Below are 24998 nucleotides of genomic sequence, written 5' to 3'. Positions count from 1 at the left end.
TCTAAGATTTTGTGTTAGTTTCTAAAGTCCACAATCACTCCCAGTCTCAACATAGGAGGATAGGTCGGATAGTGTGGAAGAGAGAAGTATTTCGGATCAAGGAATAACGCTCCCACATTGTAATAGGTCAAGAAAAAGCGTGCTCTTTTAAGGTGTGCACTTACATAGGCATTCATGTGTACCGCATCTCCTCCCCCTATCGTTATATCGTTTTGAGGCACCAAAAGCTGAGTGGATGGTTCGTAGTACGGAGCCTTGTAGGCTGTATGCCAATAAGCATCTACTCCCAGTTGCAGAGTCAATACCTTTGCCAAAACGGTCTGAACGTACAGATTGCTATACGCCATTAGAGACGGATATTGGTATATCTTGTCATTGCTCAGATACTGATACTCTACCATATTGTCCCAATGGAAAGGTCCAAGCTTCAAGTTCTGTTCAAGCTCCACGCCTATTGCCCTAAAATTGTCATTCAACTGGGCAGGTACTCCTTCCGAACCGACATAGATCGGATTTTGGATTGTCTCAATATTTGCTTTAATCCTGGTAGAAGTAAAAGGAATAGAAAGTTCCCCTCCCAATCGAAGTCTTTGTACCGGATTAAAGCTGTTTTCCCAGCGATTGAAAGTACTGCTGAATCTTCTTAATATAAGAGGTGTACGTTCGTTTCTTAGTTCACCAAAAAGTCGTACAACGTGCCTTTTATTTGCAATAGACATGGCATACTGTGCCTCTGCATCCACAGATAAATTTCCGGCATAAGCACCCACAGTACCCAGATCCCCACTCAGATAGTAAGTAAACCTTTTCCCCTTGGTAGAAGATAGCCTTGCACCGACATAAGTGGTAGATTCATCCGTTTTGTAAGGAGTTATTTGAGGATTTTGTTCGCCTTCCGGAATCATCGGAGGAAGAACATAACTGTCGTACTGATACCTTATATATCCTGCCAATCCCATCTTTGCCCACTTGTGAAAACCTTCTTCCAGAGCGATACCGACCGTACCACCATAAGATTCTGCAATGTGTTCTTCATCCGGATAGAACTTAGCTTCTTCCGTCTTAGGGAGATATTGCTTTTTGTAGATCTCGGCAATATTCGACATCTGAGACACAAAACGGCGTCTGTGTCTGTTGTAAGTGAAGTCATTGAAGATGGTTGTTACGGGGACAAATTCCCTTTTAAGAGAGTCTTTTTCCGTAGGTGCTTTTCTTGTGATACCCAAACTATATCTGTGATGAAAGCGCGCTTCCGAGAAGATATTCCTATTCCAGGTACGTTGCAGCTTTACCGGAATATCTTTTGGAAGGAATGAACGGCGCCCCGAAGTAAACTCTTTCGGATTGGTAATGTACTTATCCTCCGTTATACCTCCGCTTTCAAAGTGTACTATATTAGTGTTTCCAACAGAAGCATAGGCTTTATACCTGTCGCCCTCGTAGTTGGCAAATATCCGATAAGTGATGTTTTTACTCTTGGACGATGCGTACTGTCCGTTGGCATAGTCGTAGTCGAACAACCCTCCAAGATTAAGTTCTTTACCGAGATTCATACTAAAGAGAGTATGAAAGTTACTCTCCTCCGAACTACTGCCGCCCGACTTTGCATAACTGGAAGATGTATAAGGAACTTTGGTATCGAACCACTTCTGCTCTATCCCCGAACGCAACAGATAAAAATAGGGATTGTAGAACGGAAAGAGAAGTGTGGTGGAATTGGGAGAAAAGTAAGATTTTGAGAAATACGGCGATGCATATGTCCCGCCGGCATATCCGGAAGCAATGGTACGCCCTTCCACGATGGCTCTTCTATACCATCCTATCTTTAGAGTATCGAGAGGAGCCACTCTTTTGTCCCCTAAATGTGAAGAGAGGTAGTAGGCAAAGAGATTGCCATGGCGGTCCCTATCGCTGTCCTCATTCAGGTCTACCTCATCATGTGCATGCTCTCTCTCGTCCATCTTCTCCTTATGCTGCGCATGGAGAGATAGAGAAGATAAAAAGAACAGAACCGTATAAAAGAGAATATATCTCGTATGACTTATCGTCCGGAAAAAGTATTTTGTCTGCATAAAGAGCTATCTGTTAGAAGATGCAAGCCTCTTTTTCTTCTGCGGATACTTCCGTGTCATAGCCCAGTAGCGAAGCTTAAGTACACCGAAGAACGCTTCTCCAAAGATGGAAGTATTCATCTTTGAGGTACCCAAGACCCTATTGACAAAAATGATAGGTACTTCTCGGATATCGAAGCCACACAGCTTGGCGGTATATTTCATCTCTATCTGGAAAGCATATCCTTTGAAATGAATCTTATCGAGTTCCATTGTCTCCAACACTTCTCGCCTGTAACCGACAAATCCGGCAGTGGTATCGTTCACCTTCAATCCGGTAATCATCCTCACATACACAGAAGCAAAATAGGACATCAATACTCGTCCAAGAGGCCAGTTTACAACATTCACTCCGTTGCAGTAACGAGATCCGACAGCCACATCGGCACCTTCATAAGCGCATGCACGATAGAGTTTAAGGAGATCAAGAGGGTTATGACTAAAATCGGCATCCATCTCAAAGATGTAATGATAACCCGATTTCAATGCCCAATCGAACCCTGCCAAATAGGCGGTTCCAAGCCCCTGTTTTCCCGGACGTTCAAGAAGAAAGAGTCTTCCGTCAAGCTCTCCCTGTACCCGTTTAACGGCACCGGCTGTTCCGTCAGGAGAGTTGTCATCCACGACAAGAACATGAAAATCTCCTTCAAGATCCATTACAGCCCGAATGATGTTCTCAATATTCTCTATTTCATTGTACGTTGGAATGATGACCAACTTACTCTCCGCAGTTTGCAAATCCATTAGAGTGATGTTTCTTTTGTATGCAAATATAGCATATTCCATTCAATCCCACCCTCTTCTTGGCACGAAGAATCTTCTCATTTAACGTTATAACAAAAGAATCTAAACCTATAAAGAAATGCGTCTAAAGCTTAGAAAATCTTCAAACCAAGCTTTGATTTCTCCAAATCAAAGGCCGGTTTGTACAAAACAAGCCTTGACATCTGAAAGCCAAGCCTTTATTCGGATTCTTTAACCTGTTTGAAGAAAGATATGAATGTGATAAATGAAACTTTTGTATCCGTTCAAAAAGAGAAAAACAAACGAGTTTGAACGGTGATCTTGCGGTGGAAAAGAGATAGAAAGCAGATAAAAGTAATCGGCATCAAATATCTACGGATAAAGTATAAAAGGATATGCTCTCTACTCCGCTCTCTTCAAAAAGAGCCTTGGCAGCATGCACGATAGTAGCACCCGTAGTAAGGACATCGTCCACAAGAAGTACACGCCGTCCTCGCAGCCGTTCATCGTCCGGTTTACAGTAAAACAGATTTTCCATAGCCTGCCACCGTTTCTCTTTGGAACGAGCTGTTTGTGTACCGCCACCATCATCCCGACGCAGCAAGACCTCGTCTATAAGTTCTATTCCTAATACTTTGGCAAGCCCTTCTGCAATGAAACGAGTCTGATTGTACCCTCTTCTCTTTTTCTTGGACTTCGATGCAGGCACAGGCACAACACAGGAGACATCTCGAAAATAGCCATCTCGTCTCAATCTTTTTCCAAATGCCTCAGCCAAACTTCGGAACAGGAAAGGCTCGTCTCCGTATTTGCCTCTCAAGATGATCTCTTTCTCTGCCGTATTGTCTCTATACAGCATCGAATAGAACATCTCTCCCAAGGGCAGTATTCCGGCTACCCGCTCCTCTACTTCGTAGAAAGCTTTGTGCCTTACCGTACCGTGTATTTTGTCCAAACACTCGTTACACAGAGCCGCACTCTCGGTCGCGACATCCAACCTGTCGCCACAGCGAACACAGAAAACAGGGAATATCGTATCCAATACCCCTGTTATGCTACTCCCAATGCTCCTCTTCATCATCCGAAAGATCCAGTTTTTCCAACGCTTTACTCACGGTGGCGGATGGATATCCTTTGGCATACAGCCATCTGTAAAGCTTATTCCGAAGTTCGTAGGAAGATTTTGCCGATAAGATGCGCCCTTTCTGCTGTTGCAGAAGAGCGACTGCTGTTTCGAGCCATTCGTTTGGAGAGATTTCCGCCAAAGCATTATCTATGGTGCTTTTATCAATGCCCTTACTTTTAAGTTCCATAGCAATCCGAATAGGTCCCCACTTGTTAAACCTGTGTTTATCGGAAACAAAGGCAACAGCGTATCTCTCTTCATCTATGTACTTCTCGGTACAGAGTTTTTCTATAATCGAAGAAAGCTGCTCTTCTGCTATACCCGGACTCCATGCTTGTATCTTGTCTCTTAGTTGAGACGTACATTTTTCGCCCAATAAAGAGTACTTTGCCGCCCTGAGAAGAAGGGCATCATACTCTTCGGAAGAAAGCCTGATCTCCTCTTTTTCTCTCCTCATCTGCGCAGGCTTTTTAGTTTTATCAGGCAAAACCTGTCTCGTCCGAACATATCCTCTAATACCTCAACCTCTCCTCTTTCTCCACACAGTTTGTGGGCAAGAACAGCTACATCGCCGGTCAAATCCGTCTCTGTTTCAAATGCAAAAAATCCGTCCTCTTCCAGCTTCGGCATATAAGATTCGAGAATAGCCCTGTAAAAGCAGAGAGGATCGCTGTCCGGCACAAAAAGTGCAAGGTGTGGTTCAAAGCCGATAACATTATACTCCATCTCCTTTTCCTTGCTCCGTGGGATATAAGGCGGATTGCTTACGATTCCATATACCTTTCCCTCGGTATCATGTGCTCCGGAAAGAAGATCATGAGAGACTACCCGATACCTCTGCGTATCGGTATATCCGTTTGCCGCAAGATTTTCTTGTGTAAAAGAGACAGCCTCCGGAGAGAAGTCCACCGCATCCACAAAAGAAGGGAAAGTAAGAGCAGCCAGCGCCACAGCTATGCAGCCCGAACCGGAACAGAGGTCTGCATATCGCTTATTCGGTAAAAGCCATCCTCTTGAGTGCAAAATAGAAACGAGCTCTTCCGTCTCCGGTCTGGGGATAAGTACACCGGTACCAACCTTTATATCAAGCCCAAAGAACTCGACAGAGCCGAAAATATACTGCAAAGGCTCCCCTTGCCGGAGTCTCTCCACAATATCACGAGCTTTTTGTTCTATGCTCTCTTGGTCTATTGTGCTATCTTTGTCCAAAACAATGGAGGGGTACGGCTTTCCTACCAAATACTCCAATATTTGCCGAGCAACGCTCTTTGCCCCCTCTTCACTCCGATACACGGGGAGAAGTTGGGATGTTATGTATCGCACAAAATGCTGTGGGAAAAGAGTATTCATCGTGATGCAAATGTAAGAAAAAAGGATAGGAGAAGATGAATTTGACTTCTGACAAACAAAGTATGTATATGCTACGGGCTGTGGAGATTGCAGAACGAGCAGAGTGGAACAGTGTAAAGGATAACCCCAAAGTGGGGGCTGTGCTTGTGCACAACGGTACCATTATAGGAGAAGGGTATCACCAATATTCAGGGGAAGCTCATGCGGAAGTGATCTGCCTCCGTAGTGTGTCGGAGAAAAACAGAGCCTTGATACCGGAATCCACGTTATACGTGACGCTGGAGCCTTGCTGCCATCATGGGAAAACACCGCCATGCTCCCGGCTTATTATAGACTCAGGGATACGCCACGTGGTTATAGGAGTAGAAGACCCTTTCCCAAAAGTTCAGGGAGGAGGCATCGAGCAGCTCAGATCGCACGGCATCCGTGTGGATATAGATGTCGAAAAAGAGGCTTGTATCCGCTTGGCTCTTCCTTTCTTTGTGAGACAACTCAAAAAAAGACCTTATATAGCACTCAAATGGGCAGAGAGCAGTGACAGATTTATAGATAATCGGACTCCGGATACTCCTGTCCAGCTATCCCCTTGTAAGATATCCACTCCTTTTACTTCTATGCTGGTACATAAAATGAGGGCTGAATTTGAAGCGATTCTCATAGGGAAAGAGACCTTTCTGAAAGACTCCCCACGGCTGGATCTGAGACTTTGGCATGGGAAAGAACCTCGCAAGCTGGTTTGGAGTAGCGATGCAAATCTATTCGACAACCGCCCCGAACACTTTTCATCTAAACGGGATATGTGGTCTCTGTTCTCTGCAGATACTGATTCTCTCCCGAAACAGATAGAAGCTCTTTACGCTCAAGAAGGCATTCGGAGCATCTTGGTGGAAGGAGGACAAAGAGTCTTGGAGGCATTTCTCAAGGCAGATCTTTGGGATGAAATCAGGATAGAGACCTCCAATGTAAAGCTGAGGAAAGGAGTCTCTGCACCACAAATTTCTCATCTCAACAAAGAGGAAAAAGAGCAGACAATCTTAGAAAAAATTGAAGAGATAGATGGACACAAAGTAACACACATGATCCGTCTCCCTTTGTAAAATTATTCTTTGTATCTTTGTCCGGCGTTCCGCTCCCCCCTATTTTGGATATCAACGAGACCGCTCTATGTCTAAAGTAAAGAGAGGGTACAGCAGTAAGTAAAAACATACGAATTGACACAAACTTATTTATCCAAAATTTACATGCTTTTATGAAGAATGTTCTTATTATTGGGTCTACAGGGCAGATAGGTTCTGAACTAACCTTGCATCTGCGAAAACATTATCCTCAAGGAAATATCGTCGCAGGATACATCCCATCTGCTGCTCCGAAAGGAGAATTGTTGGAAAGCGGACCGGCGGAAATCGTAGACATCACTAATGCACAACAGATTGCGGATGTTGTAGAAAAATACAAGATCGACACAATCTATAACCTTGCGGCTCTACTCTCTGCAGTAGCAGAATCGAAACCACAACTGGCTTGGCATATCGGCTTAGGCGGTCTATTCAACACTCTTGAAGTTGCAAGAGAAAAAGGGTGTGCGGTATTTACACCAAGCTCAATAGGAGCATTCGGCCCCGGAACTCCTAAAGACAACACCCCTCAAGATACCATACAAAGACCTCGTACCATGTACGGCGTTACGAAAGTATCCGGAGAGCTTTTAAGCGATTATTACTTCCACCGCTTTGGTGTAGATACTCGCTCTACTCGTTTTCCGGGTCTCATATCCAACGTGGCTCCTCCGGGGGGAGGTACTACAGACTATGCCGTGGACATCTATTACAGTGCCATAAATGAGCGTAAATATACTTGTCCCCTTAAACCGGGTACATTTATGGATATGATGTATATGCCCGATGCTCTCGAAGGTATGGTTCAACTCATGGAAGCAGACCCATCCAAGCTGGTACATAGAAACTCTTTTAACATCGCCTCTATGAGCTTTGATCCTGAAGGATTGGCTTCTGCAATCAAAAAGCAGATGCCTGACTTCACAATGGATTACAATATAGACACTCTTCGTCAAGGTATCGCAGATTCTTGGCCAAACTCTCTCGATGACTCTTGTGCAAGAGAAGAGTGGGGATGGAATCCGAAATTTAATCTCGATGCCATGACCAAGGATATGCTTGAAGTGCTATCCAAGAGATTCAATAAGCCTATTTAACTTATACCTCAACACCATCTACATGAAGAAAAAATTGATTTTATTGGCAGGTCTTTGCCTGTTTGGATTGCAAACAAACCTAAGTGGTCAAACTCCGGATACATTATATGTCCACTATTCCAATCACGGCACAGCCATCGGGAAAGAGATGCAAACTCTCTGCAAACTGTATATAAAACCAGCAGAGAAGTTGCCTAAAAATATAGCTCTCTCCCTCTCTTTCTTAGACCTGTCCGATACTCCCCTATCCCAAATAGTGGCTTATAGCTCTTCTGTAGACAGGATAAGAGATATAGTAGATTACAAAACTCCGACTCCGATAAAGGCTATGAACAAGCCTTTTACCGGAGGCGGGGGAATATCTTTTAAGTTTAGATTTAAGGATAAATACATAGCCAATAATGTCATCTATCTTACAGCCAAAGTAAATCCGAATGCTCCGGAAGGCTCTTTGGTAAAATCCGAAATACGATCTGCCCTGCTTAACGGAAAGCAGATGGTGATAAAGAGCGTAAACGAAAGTGAGAGAAGAGTATTCAAAGCATACACTACACTTTGGGCTCCGGGGGATTATAATTCAAAGAATTACCGCATCCCGGCAATCATCACCACAAAAAAAGGTACCATCATAGCTATCGCAGATAAGCGAAAAGCAAACATCGTGGATCTTCCGGAAGATATAGACATCGTTGTCAAACGTAGTACAGACAACGGCAATACTTGGAGCGAGCCGATCCTTGTTGCTGAGGGTCAAGGGCGTTTCAAGGGATATGGAGATGCCGCAATCGTCGAGACCAAAAGTGGAAAGCTACTGATGATATACGTAGGTGGTACCGGGCTATGGCAAAGTCGTGCCAATGACCCGAACAGAACTTATATCTCTGAAAGCACAGATGATGGTCTTACATGGTCTGCTCCGAGAGATATTACCTCACAATTATTCGGAGAGGAAAACAGCAACGATATGCGCAAGCATTGGTGGGCTTCTTTCTGTGCATCGGGCAATGGATGTGTCACTCAAAATGGGAGAATACTCTTTGCAGCAGCTGTACGAGAGGGTGAAATGGGCTCTCTAAACAATTATGCTTACTACTCTGATGACGAAGGTCTGACATGGAAAGTATCCGGACCGGCTATGATGGGAGGAGATGAAAGTAAGATTATAGAGCTGAAAGACGGACGACTTCTAATGAGTATAAGAAATAAATTCAGAGGTAACAGATACTATAATATCTCCCGTGATGGAGGTCAGACATGGGGCACTCCGGCTAAATGGTCTGAAATAATAGAGCCTGCTTGTAATGGTGCTATCATGAGATATAAACATGAGTCGAGACCAAATGTAGAGTTTCTTCTACACTCCATACCTTTTGATAAAGGCGCTCGCAAAAATGGTACAATATTCATTTCTAACGATGAAGCAAAGACATGGAAGTGGAATAAGACTATTTTCAAAGGCTCAACGGCATACACAGATCTTGCCATCTTACCGAATGGAGACATAGGATATTTTACAGAAGAGGACGAACCGATCAGTCTTGTTTTTGTCAGACTATCTCCAGAATGGCTTTTTGAGGATGCTATGAAGCAGTAGTTCTCTATCGTTTTTGTTCGATACAATATAATTTAGCATCATCTACATCTTCTTTGTGCTGTAGATGATGCTAATAGTTTCATGGGTTTTGCTAACTTTGTTTAGCATGGACTAAATAAGGTCTTTGATGACGTATGATGAACTACCCTCTTTTGGACAATATAAATACTCCCGGAGATATTAAGCATCTGAAGGAAGAAGAACTCCCTTTACTTTGTGAAGAGATTCGTCTCTTCCTTATAGACACACTAAGCAGAAATCCCGGACACCTTGGAGCAGGACTTGGAGTGGTAGAGCTAACAGTAGCTCTACATTATGTTTATGACACACCTGAAGACAAACTTATTTGGGATGTTGGGCATCAGGCGTATCCTCATAAAGTTTTGACCGGAAGGAAAGACCGCTTCGAAACATTGCGTAAATGGAACGGATTAAGTGGCTTTCCATCTAGAGCAGAGAGTTCTTATGACGCTTTTATTGCAGGACATGCATCTAATTCTATATCCGCAGCGTTGGGGTTTTCCGTTGCGAACAGGCTTTGTGGTAGAAAAGAGAAAGTGGTAGCAATCATTGGTGATGGTTCTATGACCGGAGGGCTTGCCTTTGAAGGAATCAATAATGCATCAAACTCTCCCAATGATCTTCTTATTATTCTGAATGATAATAATATGTCCATAGATCCCAGTACGGGAGGACTAAACAAAGCTTTGGTAGATCTCATCACTAACAAGACCTACAATAAGCTAAGATATACGGCGTACAAAGGGCTATCAAGTATGAACTTGATGGACAAACAGAAAAAGAAAAAGGTCGTAAGATTTCACAACAGTATAAAATCTCTGTTTTCTGAGCACAGAAATCTTTTTAATGGGTTTGATGTGAGATACTTCGGTCCGGTAGATGGACATGATGTGATTTATCTGGTAAAGGTTCTTAGAGACATAAAGGAGTTTTCCGGTCCAAAGCTTTTACATCTTATCACAACGAAAGGAAAAGGTTACAAGCCTGCGGAAGAAAGTCAGGTTGTATGGCATGCCCCGGGTAAGTTTAATAGTAAAAACGGAGAGCGCCTATCCTCATCAAGTGATCATCCTCAACCACCTAGGTATCAAGATGTTTTTGGAGAAACTCTTGTAGAATTAGCTGAAATGGACGAGCGAGTTGTAGGAGTAACTCCTGCAATGGCAACTGGATGCTCTATGACTTTGTTGCAAAAAAGATTTCCGGAAAGGACCTTCGATGTAGGTATAGCAGAAGGACATGCCGTAACTTTTTCTGCGGGTCTTTCTCTATCCGGACTTATTCCGTTCTGCAATATCTACTCTACTTTTTCTCAACGCGCTTATGATAATATTATTCATGATGTAGCCATGCAAAAAGCCCCTGTAATATTCTGCTTCGATCGTGCAGGATTGGTAGGTGAAGATGGTTGTACTCATCATGGACTTTACGATATTGCTTCGCTTCGTACCATTCCGGGACTTGTTCTCTGTTCTCCCAGAAATGAAATGCAACTCCGGAATATGATGTACACAGCATACAAGCATCCGGAGTTCTGCCCCATTGTAATCCGATACCCAAGGGGAAGCGGACATACGATTGAGTGGAAAACACCATTGGAAGAAATGGAGATAGGAAAAGGAGAGAAGTTGAAAGAAGGTAAGGGCATTGCAGTATTGACCTATGGACCTATCGTATGCAATGCAATAGAAGCAATTGACGAAATGCAAAAAAACGGAGAACCAACTCCGGCATTGTACGACATGAAATTTGTAAAACCTCTGGATGATACAATTCTTCGAGAGATACTTTCTGAAGGATACAAAGCTGTGATTACAATTGAAGATGGGTCTCGAAAAGGAGGGATAGGAAGTGCGATATTGGAATGGTTTTCAGAATATTCGGAACAAAATCAAAGCATCCCTAAAGTATATATGTTAGGTATTGATGATGAGTTTATCCCTCATGGCAGCGTTCCTGAACAATATGCTTATAGCCAAATAGACACACAAAGTATTCTAAAAAAGATAAAAGCGGTCTACGCCTCTCTTCTATAAAGTTATTTCATTACGTATGAAGATATTTATTACCGGAGCCGGAGAAGTAGGATCACACCTTGCAACTCTACTATCGAGAGAAGATCATGACATCACAATCATGGACTCTGATGCTTCTCGTTTGGAGTTTGCATACGACAATAGTTTGGAAGTACTACCGATACAAGGGAGTCCGACGTCCTTGGCAGATCTCAGAAATGCCGGCATTGCAGGAAGTGATCTCTTCATAAGTGTCACCCCCGAAGAGAGTACAAATATCACAGCAGCCATACTTGCCCATAACCTTGGGGCAAAGAAGACCATGGCTCGGATCAATAACCAGGAGTATCTCGAAGATCCCAATGCCGCTTTCTTCAAAAACCTCGGTGTCGATTACATGGTCTATCCGGAATTGCTTGCAGCCCAAGAGATAGTAGATGGAGTACGCTTACCTTGGACAAGACAATATTGGAGTCTTTCGGAGGGAAGAGTTCAGTTGCTTGCAGTAAAAATGATGCCCGGAGCTCCACTATCGGGTATGTATCTTTCGGAACTCGCGAGTACAGAAAAGTACTTCCACGTTGTCGCCATAAAAAGAAAGCAGGAGACTATTATTCCCAGGGGTAACTCCAAAATAGAAGATGGAGATATTATATTCGTAACCTGCGAAAAGGATAATCTCGATAAAGTAAGGATCTTCTGTGGAAAAGAAAGATCAGAAGTAAGAAAGATCATAATGATGGGAGGCAGTAGAATAGCCATCAAAGCTGTGGAGCTGCTACCATCCAACATCAAAGCAAAAATCATAGACACGGACTATGAAAAGTGTAAGCAGATGGCAAAACGCGTTCCATCCAATACCATGATTATCCATGGAGACGGAAGAGATCCTCAACTTTTGCAAGCGGAGGGTATAGAGGATGCCCAATGTTTTGCAGCACTTACCGGTAATTCCGAAACCAATCTTCTGGCAACATTGGCTGCTAAACGGATGGGAGTGTATCGTTCTATTGCCCGGATAGAGAACATCGACTACCTCTCTATTGCAGAACAGATGGAGATAGGGATCCTTATAAATAAGAAGCTAATTGCAGTAGGAAGTATATACAGACATCTCCTCAATGTGGATGTAAATAACGTAAAGTGTCTGGCTATTGCCAATGCCGATGTTGTGGAACTGGTAGCAAAACCGGGGTCCAAGATAACCTCCAAACAGATCAAAGATTTGAAGCTCCCCAACGAAATAAGTCTTGGAGCTCTCATTAGAGATGGGAAAATGCAGCTTGTGGAAGGATCTACCGTAATACAACCCAATGATGTAGTCCTTGCATTCTGTCTTGGGCACTCCTTAATAAAGTTGAGACACTTCTTCTCCTAACAAAGAATCTATGCATCTGTTCGATAACATCAGACGGAAAGTGAACTACCGCTTCGTTGCCCGAATGTTGGGATTTCTCTGTTTATTAGAAATTCCCTTTCTAATCTTCTCTCTATCGGTAGGACTCTTTTACGACAAGTCTATCGTATGGAGTTTTCTCTCAGCCATTGTTGCGATGGCTGCAGTGGGAGGGACTCTTCTTGTTGCAGGCAAGGAGGCAAAACACTACAAGTCCGGGAGAAAAGAAGCGATGCTGACCGTTTCCCTTGCATGGGTTACCCTGTCTCTTTTGGGTATGCTTCCATATATTATCAGTGGGTACATTCCCAATCCGGCGGATGCTTTCTTTGAGACGATGTCCGGATTCACCACGACAGGAGCGACCATATTGGACAATATAGAAGCTCTACCAAAAGGGCTGTTACTTTGGCGCAGCATCACTCAATGGCAGGGAGGTATAGGTATTGTTGTCTTTGCTTTGGCTCTTTTACCTGTCTTCGGAGGATCAGGCTCTTTGGTCTACAACTGCGAGGCAAGCGGAGTTCTCCACGAGAAGTTCATGCCGAGAGCCGGCATCATGGCAAAGAAAGTTACCAACATTTACCTCATCCTGACCTTTGCGTGCGTTCTTCTCTTTTGGATTGGACCGATGGACCTGTTTGACGCTGTCTGCCATGCTCTCACTTGTGTGTGCTCCGGAGGATTTTCCACTCGGACGGACTCTCTGTCGTACTACAACTCCGCCTATACGGATGTCGTGGCGATGTTATTCATGTTTCTTGCCGCGACAAACTTCTCTCTCATCTATTTTGCCTTTACAGGGAAGCCCAAGAAGCTCATACAGGACACGGAGTTCAGATGGTTTCTCTCCATTGTGGTTATTGTAGGGTTTGCCTCTTCGGTCTGGATCTATATGAAAGGAATCATTGACGCTCCTCTGGAAGCTCTCAGGCACGGATTCTTTCAAGTCATCAGCCTCATTTCCACTACGGGCTACTACACGGTAGATTATGACGGCTGGCTCTCGTTCTTTGCTCTGCTCGCGCTCTGTATCATGTTTGTTGCGGGCTGTACCGGCTCCACGAGTGGGGGGCTCAAGGTCGGTCGCTTTCTCATTCTTGTCAAGAACCTACTCAACGAGATACGCAAGCGGACTCATCCCAATGCGGTATTGCCGGTAAGAGCCGACAATATCGTGATTCCGACAAGATTTGTGGGTCAGGTAGGCACTTTTTTCTTCGCCTATTCGATGCTCATCTTGCTCTGTATTTTATTTCTCACCGTTGAAGGGATAAAGCTCGACAGTGCTGTCTCCGTGGCTGTTGCGTGTATCTCCAACAGCGGTCCGGCGTTAGAGTCTTTCGGGCCTACGGAGAGCTACGCTGCTTTAGGCTCTGTTTCCAAGATCGTGATGTCTTTGATGATGATGATCGGTCGCTTGGAGATTTTCACTGTTTTGGCAGTCTTTCACGGTGGTTTTTGGAAGGACTGAAGTTTTATTCTCATCTCATCAGACAACACACATATATGGGATTCAACATAGCTATCGTAGGAACCGGATACGTCGGGCTGGTGACAGCCGCCTGCTTTGCCGAAATGGGAGTCCACGTACACTGCGTGGATATTGACGAAGAGAAGATCTCCAACCTCAAGCAGGGTATCATCCCCATCTACGAGCCGGGACTGGATGTAATGGTTCAGCGCAACATCGAAGACAAGAGGCTCTTCTTCCACACCTCGTTGGCGTCCTGCATCGAAGAGGTCGATGTCATATTCACGGCTGTGGGCACACCTTCGGGTTCCGACGGCAATGCGGATCTCTCTGCCGTGTATGCGGTGGCGAAGGAGATCGGGCAGCATCTATGCAGATATGCTCTCATCGTGGGGAAGAGCACGGTGCCGGTCGGTACGGCAAAGAGGGTGAAAGAGATCATACAGGCAGAGCTGGATCTGCGCGGGGAGGATATTCCTTTCGACGTCGCCTCGAACCCGGAATTTCTCAAAGAGGGCAGCGCGATAAAAGACTTCACAAGCCCGGACAGAGTGATCGTCGGAGTGGATTCGGAGCGAGCCAAAGAGATCATGACCCAGCTGTACAGACCCTTTCTGCTGAACAACTTCCGCGTCATTTTCATGGACATCGCCTCCGCGGAGCTTACCAAGTATGCCTCCAACGCGATGCTGGCGACCCGAATCAGCTTCATGAACGAGATGGCAAACCTATGCGAACTCTTGGGCGCGGACATCGAAGCCGTCCGCCGAGGCATGGGTGCAGACAAGCGCATCGGCACGGCATTTCTATACCCCGGCTGCGGATACGGCGGCAGCTGTTTTCCAAAAGACGTCCGAGCCATCAGGCAGACCGCGCTGGAGCACGGGATGGATCTTACCATACTTAAAGCCGTGGACGATGTGAACAACAGGCAGAAAGAAGTAATCGTGGAGAAGCTGCTCCGCCACTATGGCGACACCCTTCGGGACAAGACCGTTGCGGTCTGGGGGCTATCTTTCAAGCCCGAAACGGACGATATGCGGGAAGCCACTTCCGTCGTCGTCATTGCCCGACTTCTCGCTCTCGGCGTGCGTATCCGTGTGTACGATCCGGTCGCCATTCCCGAAGCCCGAAAGCACTTCGGCAGCCGCGTAGAGTATGCCGACAGTCTCTACTCCGCCTCCGAAAAAGCGGATGCGATACTACTCCTGACCGAGTGGAAACAGTTCAGAATGCCCCTGTGGCAGCGCATCATTTCGTCCATGAAACCGAATCCCGTTCTAATAGATGGCAGAAACATCTACAACAAAACGGAGCTCGAACAAGCCGGACTCATCTACTACGGCATAGGCAAATCTTAGCAGCGGTGCGTCCTGTGGCGATGCGCCATGCCGAGAGGCAGTGAACGCCATCGCCATCCGCCCATGCTTCCTCCCCTCGAAAGCCGGTACCACTCCCCTCCCCAAGAGAGACACCCCGTCACCGGAAAGCCATCATGTACTGATAAGAAAGAGATTTTTTGCAGACAGCTTCAGAGACGAGCTCTCGGAAGTGAGGTTTTGGGTGCGTTTCCGGGCACGAAACCGGGTCCGAATCTCGAAAGCAAAACAGCAAAAAAAGTACCCTGCAAGGGTCTCAAAACCCGCCACAATTTCCATCTCCGTATCTTGCTCATATATAGGGAGATAAATCTTCTTCCGTAAAGGTCTGAATTTTTGTACGTACGAAAATTTTTTTTTGTACGTACGAAAATATTTTTTTGTACGTACGAAAATATTTTTTTGTACGTACGGAATTTTTTTTTCGTGCGCACGGAAAATTTTTTTCTTACCTACAAAAATATTTTTTCTTACCTACGAAAATTTTTTTTCGTGCGCACAGAAATTTTTTTTCGTGCGCACGTAAATTTTTTTTCGTGCGCACGTAAATTTTTTTTCATGCGCACAGAAATTTTTTTTTCGTGCGCACAGAAATTTTTTTTCGTGCGCACAGAAATTTTTTTTCGTGCGCACGTAAATTTTTTCCTATACTACACTCTGTAGTTTCGGATCGTACAAAATGCAACAAGCCCGGTATCAAACCTCCGAAAAGGGGCGATACCGGGCTTGTTTATGAGATGGGGCGTTATCAGCTGAGTCCTTCGATCTGTCCTTTGACGATGTCTATCTGATTGGCGGATGGAGCCTTGGGAAGCCCCGGCATACGCATCACATCACCCATGAGCACGACGATCATCTCTGCTCCCGCGTTGAGCACTACGTCCGTTACCTTGAGGTCGAATCCGGACGGTGCGCCGTAGAGCTTGGCGTTGTCGGTGAACGAGTACTGTGTCTTGGCGATGCAGACCGGGAAATGAGCGTACCCAAGCTCCTCTATGCGCTTGATCATCTTGGTGGCTCTGCCGGAGAACTCTACCATGTTGGCTCTGTAAATCTCGTGGCTGATCTTTTCGACTTTTGTGCGAATGGAGTCTTCCAAATCGTACACATACTTCAAAGGCTTGGACGGAGTCTCTTCCACCATTCTTACAACCTCTTTGGCAAGTGCCACGGCTCCCTCTCCACCTTTGGCAAATGCCTCGTTGATGGCAAAAGAGACACCTTTCTTCTCGCAATAGTCCGCAACGGCTTGGATCTCGTCATCGGTATCCGTCGGGAACCTGTTGATGCAGACACAAACGCTTTGACCAAACTTCACAAGGTTCTCGACGTGACGATCCAGATTGGAGAAGCCCTCCTGAAGAGCCGGCACGTTCTCGGTCTTGAGATCCGTCTGCGGAACCCCGGCGTGGAGCTTGATGGCCTGAACAGTGGCAACAAGAACGGTCAACGCCGGTTCAAGCTCTCCCACGCGACACTTGATGTCGAAAAACTTTTCACCACCGAGATCCGCTCCGAACCCCGCCTCCGTAACAACATAATCACCATACTGAAGAGCCGTCTTTGTAGCCACAAGAGAGTTGCAGCCATGAGCAATGTTCGCAAAAGGCCCGCCGTGAATGAGGGCAGGGGTCTGCTCGATGGTCTGAACAATGTTCGGGTTAAAAGCATCCTTCAACAGCACCGTTATCGCTCCTGCAATGCCCAGATCCTTTACGGTGAAGGGTGTGCCGTCGTTCAAGTAACCGAGCACGATGTTCTCTATCCTTCTGCGAAGGTCTCTGAGGTCTTTCGCCAAGCAGAGAATAGCCATCACCTCAGAAGCCGGAGTGATGTCGAACCCTGTCTCGGCAGGTATGCCGTTGTTGATGCCGCCAAGCCCGGTTACCACCGTTCTCAAGCTGCGGTCGTTCACGTCCAAAACCCTCTTCCAAACCACCTGCTTGAGAGCTTTTTCTGTGTTCCTGTTCTGGTAGATATAGTTGTCCAAAAGAGCAGAAATCATATTGTTGGCCGAAGTGATCGCATGGAAGTCTCCGGTAAAGTGAAGGTTTATCTTTTCCATCGGGAGCACTTGCGCGTACCCACCACCGGCAGCACCACCTTTCATACCGAAACATGGTCCCAACGAAGGCTCGCGAAGTGCAACGAATGCGTTCTTGCCTATCTTATTAAGCCCTTGAGCCAAGCCGATGGATACCGTTGTCTTACCGATACCGGTCTTTGTCGGAGTGATCGCAGAGACAAGGATGAGTTTTCCTTTAGGCTTATCATCGACACTCTTATCCAGAGCGTCCAGATTGATCTTACCCATGTTCCTGCCATAAGATTCTACGGCATACTCCGAGAATCCTGCCCTTTTCGCAACCTCGATTATGGGTGAAAGGGTTGCCTCGCGAGCTATTTGAATGTCTGTTTTCATTTAGTGCTAATATTAAAATTTGAATAAGTAGTATAGTTTCAGCGAATAAGTCTGTTCGGAAGACTTCCCGAAGTAATCCTTCCTTTTATTTCCATATATCTCTCCAAGAGCATAAACGTAGGTCGCTCTAAGACCAAGTACCCACTTTTTGGACTGATACTCCAACCCGGGACCTCCCCCTATTCCCCATGCAAACTTGTTCTCCACCGGCATGCTGTGCTGCTGGGTTACCACAGAATAAGATCCACCTTCCTTGTAGGTGGATTCACTGCTTTCGGAGAGCAGCCATCCGAAATTGGGTCCGGCATCCAGTGTCAGCTTTACCGGGCTGTTAAAGGCATCTATAATAAGATGTGTCATAAAGGGGATATTGATCCAGCGGAGAGTACGGGAGTATTTAAGATTAGGATAATCATCGTTCTGCTCTGTCCATCCTCTGTCCGAGTAAGAAGCCTCAAGCCATATACCTGCTTCGATAGATGTCCATGGAAGCTGCCCCATATCTGCTCGCAGCACAATCCCGGCGTCGTAACCGAAACGTATCTTCTGCTTAACTTCGGGCTGAAAGATCATATACTGTCCATTGGCACCGGCAATCAACCCGGCCATGAACTGCGTCTTGCCACGACTATATCCGAGCATCTGCTTGATCTCAGTGATACTCTGACCTCTGACCGGAAGCATCCAAAGAGAACAGAGTGAGAGGAATAGAAAAAATCTCTTCAGCATATCTTTTACTCTACGGAGAGCTGTCCCTCCCTGTATGTTACGAATAAGACTCCATTGTTAATATGTGCCACACTCTCTTCAGAAGTAGAAAAGCCCAAGTTGCTCTGCACTCCGCGAAGCTGCGGATAAGTAATATATCCGGAATGATCTGTCTCTCCGTCACTCTTTCCATAGGCCATAAAGTAACGGGTAATATCATATCCCAAAAGTCCGTATCTCGGATAGACATTCGCCATATTGCGTCCAAACCATGTAAAGTATTCTCGAGAAAGGTGTCTGTATTCGGGGGAGTTCTGATCCACATAAAACATCGAATAGTAAGAGACAGGCACTCTACGGAACAGCGGCTTCAGCGATGTCTCATACATTTGCCAGTCCGGATAGCCGAACACTTCGATAGAAATCTCTTCATTCTGAACCTTGGCAACAGTTTCCAACAGCTCTTGGAGCACCACCTTGGTAGCGGCAGTAGGTACCACAACTATCTTTCCTCCTTTAGAGAGGGCTATCTCCGTAAGCTTTTCAGGAGATAAAGTCTCTTCCGTGTTCAGATAAAAGTGTCGAACCTGCTTGCGAGTCATCTCTCCGGTCAAAACATTCAGAAAAGCGTCTTTTCTCTCATCGCTTCTGCTCTTGCTGCTGTTGAAGATCAAAACGGGAAGATTTCCGTACTTCTCTACAAACTTTTCCGCAACCAGCCTATGCGTGCTCTCGTGAGGAGGGTTTATTTGAAATAATGAACGATTTTCTTTCGCGCCACTCTCTACCTTTGATGCAAAAGGCAGCACATACTTTGCTCCCTTCTCTTTTGAGAATGCAGACAGTTGGGCGATAGAAGCATCCGAAACCCCGCCAATAACGACATCCACTCGTTTAGTATCACGAAGGGTGGTAAGAGAACTTTCCATTTCGCTATCGGAACAGTCCACCACATGAAGTTCTACATTTCTCCCTCTATCCTTTTCGTGCTTAAGAGCCAAAAGCAATCCTTCATAAAACTCCACATAACGGCGAGAAGTATCCTCTTTGAAAGGGAGAGCCAAAACCATACTCGTTACTCCGAAAAGAGTGGGAACAGTGGGAGATATTGTCCTTTCCTCTCCGGAAGTCGGATAAGATGGCAGATGAGGCATACTATCATCGGGAATCAAGATCACCTGACCGGCAATAAGTCCCTTCTTCAAAGTTGGATTGTATCTGTATAGTTCATCTTCCGTCCATCCCGTGATAGAGAGAAGATTATATATTGTCTGCCCCGATTGGACGGTATAGTTCTTCAACTTCCTTGTCTGTACAGGGATTGCCGGAGAGCTATCCGTATCCGAAAAGTTCCGAGAGACGGGAGGAATTTTGAGTACCATGCCTACATGAATGCTTGCATCATCTTTCAGGTTCGGATTGGCTCGCATCAGATCCTCCATCGTAACGCCATAGCTCTTGGCAATGAGTAGGAGGGTCTCACCTTTCTCCACGCTGTGATAGGTGTCTTTTCTTACCGGAGCAACCTTCTTGCCACTCTGAGCCTCCGGTATCAAGAGGGTCTGTCCGGTTACGATCTTCTCTCTTGCTCCCGGATTGAGAGCATAGAGCTGCTCGGTAGAGATGTTGTACTGTTTTGCTATCCTGTAAGCATTTTCCCCGGCCTGCACTATATGTTTACGCGTCTGCTGAGCATAGAGACCGCATACACATACTACTGCCAATGTAAGAACAAATAAAAGTCGTTTCATATTTTCACTTTATCCGTTTAGTCTTAGACGATAAAGAGCCGAATACTCCTGTAAACTGCTTTCCATAGTCTTAGGGTACAAAGATATAAACTTCGTACACACTATGGTATCAACGAAGAAGAAATAATTGTTACATTTGTTCACATAAACCATCTAAGCTTCTATCATTATTATGTATTACATCGTCGTCAATGAAAAGAAAGTAGGTCCGGTATCTCTGGAAGGGCTCAAAGATTTTTACTTGAGAAATGACACATTGGTCTGGAAAGAAGGACTCGAAAAGTGGACCACGGCAGAGACTCTGCCGGAGTTGGCTCCCTATATCTCCTCATACGGAAAGCCTGCTGCGATGAGAGCAACAGCCACTCCTTCCGAACCAAAACCTTTTTCTGCCATGGGAGTGGAAAAAACTCCGGAAATGCCTTCTTCCAAAGAGAGCAACGCTCCTAAGACGGGTACCGACACCAATCCGCTGTTCGACATAATGCCTCGAACATGGTTGTTGGAGAGCTTCTTCATCACATTTTTCTGCTGTAATATCTTAGGAATAATCGCTCTCACCAAGGCGCTGAGAGTGGAAAGCAACTTCCTTGCAGGCAGACAAACAGAGGCCTTGAGATACTCAAAAGAGGCAAAGAAATGGATACTTGTGGCTCTGTTTACAGGTATAGGACTTTACGCAATCTTTATCCTGCTCTACTTCCTTATATTTGCAGCCATCATCGCAGAAGGAGCCTTTGGAGGAATCAATATTTGATAGAGAGAGCGACAGATGAATAGGAAAAAGATATTCTTGTACCTCTCTCTCATTATCATCAGTATTGTCCTCGTGGGAGTTTATCTCTTCATAGATCCCGAAAGCTCAAGGTTCTTTCCCAAATGCCCTTTTCTTTGGGCATCGGGGTATTCTTGTCCCGGATGCGGTAGTCAAAGAGTGGTGCATGATCTGCTTAACGGAGATATAGTAGGAGCTTTCCGGCACAATGCACTCTTGACACTCTCCATTCCGTTGCTGTTGCTACTGCTTATTGCAGAGATACAACACAAAAGATGGCCCAGGCTCTATGGTATGTTGAATAGCAGTAAGTTCATCTTTGCTCTCATTCTCATAGTGATCCTTTGGTGGATAGGACGAAATATTTTTAATATCTGACAACGACATCTATATGAAGCTTCTTAGGAAGCGACACATTTACAAAAAAGGGGGAAGAGAACTATCAGATTCTCTCCCCCTTTTTCCGTCCATTGGGGAGTGCACTTTTATATAAAAACAGAAGCACCAACCCTCTGCTTTTTTCATTACCGATAAAAATCTTCTTTTCATCAAGAGAGTCCAATAAAGCGATAAACAACTATCAGTCAAAACAATATAAAAATCTCGAATTTGCGAACTTTTTTCCTCTTGGTCGGATTTAGGGGCTATTTTCGCGTTAATTGAAGTGAATTTTAACACCCCTATCTGCAAATAAATCCTAATGCAATTTTGAGCCAAAAAGTAGCAGAAAAGAGGAAGAAATAACTAAAACACTAATAACCATACAAGTAAGCAAAAATTCTAAACACGTTAATTGAATCCGGTAAACGTATTAAATGAAATCAGTAAACGTGTTCATTGAAAAATTAAACACGTTAAGCCGAANTAATTGAATCCGGTAAACGTATTAAATGAAATCAGTAAACGTGTTCATTGAAAAATTAAACACGTTAAGCCGAAACAATATGCTCGTTTAGCGTTTTGAGTGAACCCGTATCAAAAATCGTGTTAATAAACCGGAGCTAATTTAACAACTTGGTCATGCTCTGAAAACGACCTCACCGATCAAAATAGAGAGCAAGAAAAAAGCGAGCATTTTTCGGGATGGAATATATAAAAACAGAGCTGAGAAACTACCTCTTAATTCTCCCCAAATATCTCATAAAAACATTTTATTTTTCCGTGTCCTTTTCAAAAAAAATAAATTGACGGAATGCAAACCCTCCTATCCTTTTTTAGTCTCAAATCCGGATATAGGAAAAAACTCAATATTTACCACCAAACACTATTCTTCATATACCATCGTAACAATATTTAGAGTACCTTTGCAGGTAATGAGGATCTCTTCAGATGAGGACACTATGCGTCTTAGTCCACAGACCCCAAGGAAGTAAAGACAGAGAGTAAGCGGCTGTATTTTTAGCTTACATCAACATTACATGAAAAATATAACGACAATGGCAACCGGAAACCTTAAAAAGAAGTGGATCTTAATCCTACTCTTTTCCGCGATGTGTCTTGCTAAGACATCGGCACAGGAGACAAAATCTGCCTCCGATACAGAAAACGTCACAAGCCCTAAAGTAGCGCTGACGTTGGAGAAGGCCCTTGAGATTGCATTTGAGAAAGGACCTATGGTAAAGATCTCCGAGATGGAGATAGTCAAGAGCAAGTATGACAGCAAATCTGTTTGGGCAACACTCCTTCCCAGAATAGATGCCTCCGGAGACTATGGTTACACCATTAAGAAACAGGTGATGTATTTGGGCGGTAAAGGCAGCATGCCCTCTTTTCCCGGTATGCCGGATCTTTCCAAAGGGATAGAAGTGGGAAGAACACACAACATCAACGGAGGTGTTACGATAGGTATGCCTCTGATAGCGCCTCAACTCTGGAACAGCCTGAAGCTGAACAAGCAGATGGTGGAAAGCGCACTGCTGGAGTCCGAGCTATCGAAAGTATCTCTTACCAACAATGTAACGAAGGCTTTTTACGCTCTCATGCTTGCAGAAGAGAGTTTTAAGGTGATGGAACTGAGTTGGAACTACGCAAAGTCCACCTATGAAGATGCATCAAAAAAGTATGAAGCCGGCATCATCCCGCTCTACGATAAGATACGGGCAGAGGTTCAGATGGGAAACATCGAGCCAAATCTCGTTAAATCCAGAAACGCTGTATCCTCTGCAAGGTATATGCTCAACATCCTCATGGGTGTGGATATAGAGACTCCCACAACCATCTCTCCACTTGAAGAGGGATTTTTGGAACGTGAAATGTCTGTGGAAGCAGAGGAGATGAAGAAAGGTGTACTCTCCATGATCTCCAACAATATAGATCTTAAGAAAACAGACCAACAGATAAAGATGCTAAAAACACAGGAAAGCCTGGCAAAGTCTGCATATCTACCCTCTCTTTCTCTTGGGGGATATTACAGGGTAAGTGCTATGGACGATACCTTTGTTCTCAAAGATTACCAATGGACTCCATCTTCTGCCGTTTCGCTTTCTCTTAAAATACCGATTTTCAGCGGTGGAGAGCGGTTGATGAAACTCAAAAAAGCAAAACTGACAACGGATCAGGCGATGCTTAGAAGAGAGCTTCAGAAAAACAATCTCCTTTCGGAAGCGATCACCCTAAACCAAAAGCTCGAAGGTGTATTCTCCAATATGCAGAGTGCTCGTAATACTGTAACGATGGCAGAAAAGGGGTATCAGATAGCCAAAAAGAGATACGAGACCGGAGCATCCACTTTGGTAGAGCTGAACGATGCCGAACTTGCTCTGCTGCAAGCTCGTCTGAACTATCAGCAGATCATATACGAATTCTTCTCCCTAAGTGCAGACAAAAAGAAGATGAACGGATACTACTTCCAAACAAGAGATATTGAACAGTAATAATTTAAGCAACGATATACGATAATCGCTATGAAAAAGACAGCCATGTACGGGCTTATGCTCTTCAACATACTATTCCTTGCCTCTTGTGGAGGTAAGAAAGCAGAAGACTCCAACCGGAATGAGAACGAAACAAGAAAGGTGAGCGTTGGAGAGGTACTACCTGATACGGTTCGCGTTACAGAGGCATTCACCGCCAATCTTGAAGCGTATGTTACCAATAAGATAGCTCCTCAAATTCCGAACAGAATATCCAAAATCCTTGTGGAAGTAGGACAAAATGTATCCCAAGGACAGCTTTTGGTCACTCTTGATGAGGCTAACATGACCCAACAGAGGCTTCAACTCGAAAACATGGAGGCAGACTTCAAACGTATAGATGAGCTTTACGCTGTCGGAGGTATCTCCAAAGCGCAATGGGAGGCCAAGAAAACAGCTCTATCTGTTACTCGTACGGCGTTCAAAAATCTCTCTCAAAATACAATGCTTACGAGTCCCGTTACCGGTGTTGTTACACAAAGGAACTATGACAATGGAGATATGTTTGCACAGATACCTATTTTGGTCATCGAACAGATCTCTCCGCTCAAGATGCGAATCAATGTGAGCGAGAAACATTTCTCGGAAATACGAAAAGGCATCAAGGTCTCTCTGGAAACAGATGTCTATCCGGAAGAAGAGTTTGGAGGGGTCGTTGCTCTTACATATCCTACGATAGATCCGAAGAGTAGAACATTCGAGACAGAAATCGAAATCAAAAACGCGAACCGGAAACTTCGTCCGGGGATGTACGCCAAAGCGACATTGGACTTCGGTACCAAGCCTGTGCTTTTAGTTTCAGACAAGGCAGTAAATACACTTGCCGGTACCAACAAAAAGTACGTGTTTGTCGTAGAAAACGGCACAGCTATCCAGAGGAATGTCCGGCTGGGAAATCTGTATGGCAACCAATATGAGGTGTTGGAAGGCTTACAGAATGGAGACAAAGTAGTAACAGCAGGTGCTACTAATCTTAAAGATGGTGATAAAGTAGAGTATTAACTCCTC

19 protein-coding genes are annotated in these 24998 nt (G+C 44.8%); 11 read left to right on the top strand and 8 right to left on the bottom strand.

The window, feature by feature from the left end; translation table 11 throughout:
* Positions 1-14: 14 nt before the first annotated feature.
* The 5 genes from HQ29_RS05400 to HQ29_RS05380 form a co-directional block, all read right to left on the bottom strand.
* Positions 15-2072, bottom strand: coding sequence for a putative porin (locus tag HQ29_RS05400; protein ID WP_036868088.1), 2058 nt, complete (start codon positions 2070-2072; stop codon positions 15-17).
* A gap of 6 nt (positions 2073-2078) precedes the next feature.
* Positions 2079-2855 carry a polyprenol monophosphomannose synthase gene (locus HQ29_RS05395; protein WP_036868408.1) on the bottom strand — a complete coding sequence of 259 codons (777 nt, stop codon included), beginning with the start codon at positions 2853-2855 and terminating at the stop codon, positions 2079-2081.
* 364 nt (positions 2856-3219) lie between these two features.
* Positions 3220-3936 (bottom strand): ComF family protein, encoded by a 717-nt coding sequence (locus HQ29_RS05390; protein ID WP_052089857.1) that lies wholly within the window; start codon positions 3934-3936, stop codon positions 3220-3222.
* A complete protein-coding gene (locus HQ29_RS05385; protein ID WP_052089855.1) occupies positions 3911-4438 on the bottom strand; it encodes a regulatory protein RecX in 528 nt (175 codons plus the stop codon). Before HQ29_RS05385 ends, HQ29_RS05390 begins: the two co-directional genes overlap by 26 nt.
* Positions 4435-5331 carry a N5-glutamine methyltransferase family protein gene (locus HQ29_RS05380; RefSeq protein ID WP_052089852.1) on the bottom strand — a complete coding sequence of 299 codons (897 nt, stop codon included), beginning with the start codon at positions 5329-5331 and terminating at the stop codon, positions 4435-4437. The genes HQ29_RS05385 and HQ29_RS05380 overlap by 4 nt, the downstream gene beginning before the upstream one ends.
* Before the next feature lie 62 nt (positions 5332-5393).
* Here HQ29_RS05380 and ribD point away from each other — a divergent pair, with 62 nt between their 5' ends.
* The 7 genes from ribD to HQ29_RS05345 all read left to right on the top strand — a co-directional run bounded on the left by ribD (position 5394) and on the right by HQ29_RS05345 (position 15404).
* On the top strand, positions 5394-6428 hold the full coding sequence (ribD, locus tag HQ29_RS05375) for a bifunctional diaminohydroxyphosphoribosylaminopyrimidine deaminase/5-amino-6-(5-phosphoribosylamino)uracil reductase RibD (RefSeq protein WP_052089850.1): 1035 nt from the start codon (positions 5394-5396) through the stop codon (positions 6426-6428).
* Between the two features lie 152 nt (positions 6429-6580).
* Positions 6581-7543 (top strand): NAD-dependent epimerase/dehydratase family protein, encoded by a 963-nt coding sequence (locus HQ29_RS05370; protein ID WP_036788797.1) that lies wholly within the window; start codon positions 6581-6583, stop codon positions 7541-7543.
* 22 nt (positions 7544-7565) lie between these two features.
* Positions 7566-9137, top strand: a complete 1572-nt coding sequence (locus tag HQ29_RS05365) for a sialidase family protein (protein ID WP_052089848.1) — start codon at positions 7566-7568, stop codon at positions 9135-9137.
* Between the two features lie 134 nt (positions 9138-9271).
* Positions 9272-11194 carry a 1-deoxy-D-xylulose-5-phosphate synthase gene (gene dxs / locus HQ29_RS05360; RefSeq protein ID WP_036788793.1) on the top strand — a complete coding sequence of 641 codons (1923 nt, stop codon included), beginning with the start codon at positions 9272-9274 and terminating at the stop codon, positions 11192-11194.
* Positions 11195-11210: 16 nt separating this feature from the next.
* A complete protein-coding gene (gene trkA / locus HQ29_RS05355; RefSeq protein WP_036788791.1) occupies positions 11211-12551 on the top strand; it encodes a Trk system potassium transporter TrkA in 1341 nt (446 codons plus the stop codon).
* 10 nt (positions 12552-12561) lie between these two features.
* A complete protein-coding gene (locus HQ29_RS05350) occupies positions 12562-14043 on the top strand; it encodes a TrkH family potassium uptake protein (RefSeq protein WP_036868084.1) in 1482 nt (493 codons plus the stop codon).
* Between the two features lie 35 nt (positions 14044-14078).
* A complete protein-coding gene (locus HQ29_RS05345) occupies positions 14079-15404 on the top strand; it encodes a UDP-glucose dehydrogenase family protein (protein ID WP_036868082.1) in 1326 nt (441 codons plus the stop codon).
* Between the two features lie 766 nt (positions 15405-16170).
* On the opposite strand, the gene HQ29_RS05335 is transcribed toward HQ29_RS05345, so the two are convergent.
* From HQ29_RS05335 to HQ29_RS05325, 3 genes are read right to left on the bottom strand one after another with little or no spacing between them, the layout of a single operon-like run.
* Positions 16171-17844 (bottom strand): formate--tetrahydrofolate ligase, encoded by a 1674-nt coding sequence (locus HQ29_RS05335; RefSeq protein ID WP_036846015.1) that lies wholly within the window; start codon positions 17842-17844, stop codon positions 16171-16173.
* Positions 17845-17856: 12 nt separating this feature from the next.
* Complete coding sequence (locus HQ29_RS05330; protein ID WP_052079410.1) at positions 17857-18573, bottom strand: outer membrane beta-barrel protein; 717 nt, start codon at positions 18571-18573, stop codon at positions 17857-17859.
* A gap of 5 nt (positions 18574-18578) precedes the next feature.
* Positions 18579-20303 carry a PBP1 and LysM peptidoglycan-binding domain-containing protein gene (locus HQ29_RS05325; protein WP_036868075.1) on the bottom strand — a complete coding sequence of 575 codons (1725 nt, stop codon included), beginning with the start codon at positions 20301-20303 and terminating at the stop codon, positions 18579-18581.
* Positions 20304-20475: 172 nt separating this feature from the next.
* Here HQ29_RS05325 and HQ29_RS09895 point away from each other — a divergent pair, with 172 nt between their 5' ends.
* From HQ29_RS09895 to HQ29_RS05305, 4 genes are all read left to right on the top strand, one after another.
* Positions 20476-21060, top strand: a complete 585-nt coding sequence (locus tag HQ29_RS09895) for a CD225/dispanin family protein (protein WP_052079411.1) — start codon at positions 20476-20478, stop codon at positions 21058-21060.
* A 15-nt stretch (positions 21061-21075) separates the two neighbouring features.
* Positions 21076-21456, top strand: a complete 381-nt coding sequence (locus HQ29_RS05315) for a DUF2752 domain-containing protein (protein ID WP_036846010.1) — start codon at positions 21076-21078, stop codon at positions 21454-21456.
* A gap of 1040 nt (positions 21457-22496) precedes the next feature.
* Positions 22497-23951 (top strand): TolC family protein, encoded by a 1455-nt coding sequence (locus HQ29_RS05310; RefSeq protein WP_082226846.1) that lies wholly within the window; start codon positions 22497-22499, stop codon positions 23949-23951.
* Between the two features lie 30 nt (positions 23952-23981).
* Positions 23982-24992, top strand: coding sequence for an efflux RND transporter periplasmic adaptor subunit (locus tag HQ29_RS05305; RefSeq protein WP_036868070.1), 1011 nt, complete (start codon positions 23982-23984; stop codon positions 24990-24992).
* Positions 24993-24998: the final 6 nt, after the last annotated feature.

This window comes from Porphyromonas canoris (assembly GCF_000765975.1).
GTDB lineage: Bacteria > Bacteroidota > Bacteroidia > Bacteroidales > Porphyromonadaceae > Porphyromonas_A > Porphyromonas_A canoris.
The sequence above is the reverse complement of the archived record's forward strand: the minus strand, read 5'-3'. Positions and strand labels throughout refer to the sequence as shown.

What these genes read in the sequence shown, in the direction of transcription:
- HQ29_RS05400 (WP_036868088.1), bottom strand. Translation starts at nt 2,072, where the DNA reads ATGCAGACAAAATACTTTTTCCGGACGATAAGTCATACGAGATATATT.
- HQ29_RS05395 (WP_036868408.1), bottom strand. Translation starts at nt 2,855, where the DNA reads ATGGATTTGCAAACTGCGGAGAGTAAGTTGGTCATCATTCCAACGTAC.
- HQ29_RS05390 (WP_052089857.1), bottom strand. Translation starts at nt 3,936, where the DNA reads ATGATGAAGAGGAGCATTGGGAGTAGCATAACAGGGGTATTGGATACG.
- HQ29_RS05385 (WP_052089855.1), bottom strand. Translation starts at nt 4,438, where the DNA reads ATGAGGAGAGAAAAAGAGGAGATCAGGCTTTCTTCCGAAGAGTATGAT.
- HQ29_RS05380 (WP_052089852.1), bottom strand. Translation starts at nt 5,331, where the DNA reads ATGAATACTCTTTTCCCACAGCATTTTGTGCGATACATAACATCCCAA.
- ribD (WP_052089850.1), top strand. Translation starts at nt 5,394, where the DNA reads ATGTATATGCTACGGGCTGTGGAGATTGCAGAACGAGCAGAGTGGAAC.
- HQ29_RS05370 (WP_036788797.1), top strand. Translation starts at nt 6,581, where the DNA reads ATGAAGAATGTTCTTATTATTGGGTCTACAGGGCAGATAGGTTCTGAA.
- HQ29_RS05365 (WP_052089848.1), top strand. Translation starts at nt 7,566, where the DNA reads ATGAAGAAAAAATTGATTTTATTGGCAGGTCTTTGCCTGTTTGGATTG.
- dxs (WP_036788793.1), top strand. Translation starts at nt 9,272, where the DNA reads ATGATGAACTACCCTCTTTTGGACAATATAAATACTCCCGGAGATATT.
- trkA (WP_036788791.1), top strand. Translation starts at nt 11,211, where the DNA reads ATGAAGATATTTATTACCGGAGCCGGAGAAGTAGGATCACACCTTGCA.
- HQ29_RS05350 (WP_036868084.1), top strand. Translation starts at nt 12,562, where the DNA reads ATGCATCTGTTCGATAACATCAGACGGAAAGTGAACTACCGCTTCGTT.
- HQ29_RS05345 (WP_036868082.1), top strand. Translation starts at nt 14,079, where the DNA reads ATGGGATTCAACATAGCTATCGTAGGAACCGGATACGTCGGGCTGGTG.
- HQ29_RS05335 (WP_036846015.1), bottom strand. Translation starts at nt 17,844, where the DNA reads ATGAAAACAGACATTCAAATAGCTCGCGAGGCAACCCTTTCACCCATA.
- HQ29_RS05330 (WP_052079410.1), bottom strand. Translation starts at nt 18,573, where the DNA reads ATGCTGAAGAGATTTTTTCTATTCCTCTCACTCTGTTCTCTTTGGATG.
- HQ29_RS05325 (WP_036868075.1), bottom strand. Translation starts at nt 20,303, where the DNA reads ATGAAACGACTTTTATTTGTTCTTACATTGGCAGTAGTATGTGTATGC.
- HQ29_RS09895 (WP_052079411.1), top strand. Translation starts at nt 20,476, where the DNA reads ATGTATTACATCGTCGTCAATGAAAAGAAAGTAGGTCCGGTATCTCTG.
- HQ29_RS05315 (WP_036846010.1), top strand. Translation starts at nt 21,076, where the DNA reads ATGAATAGGAAAAAGATATTCTTGTACCTCTCTCTCATTATCATCAGT.
- HQ29_RS05310 (WP_082226846.1), top strand. Translation starts at nt 22,497, where the DNA reads ATGAAAAATATAACGACAATGGCAACCGGAAACCTTAAAAAGAAGTGG.
- HQ29_RS05305 (WP_036868070.1), top strand. Translation starts at nt 23,982, where the DNA reads ATGAAAAAGACAGCCATGTACGGGCTTATGCTCTTCAACATACTATTC.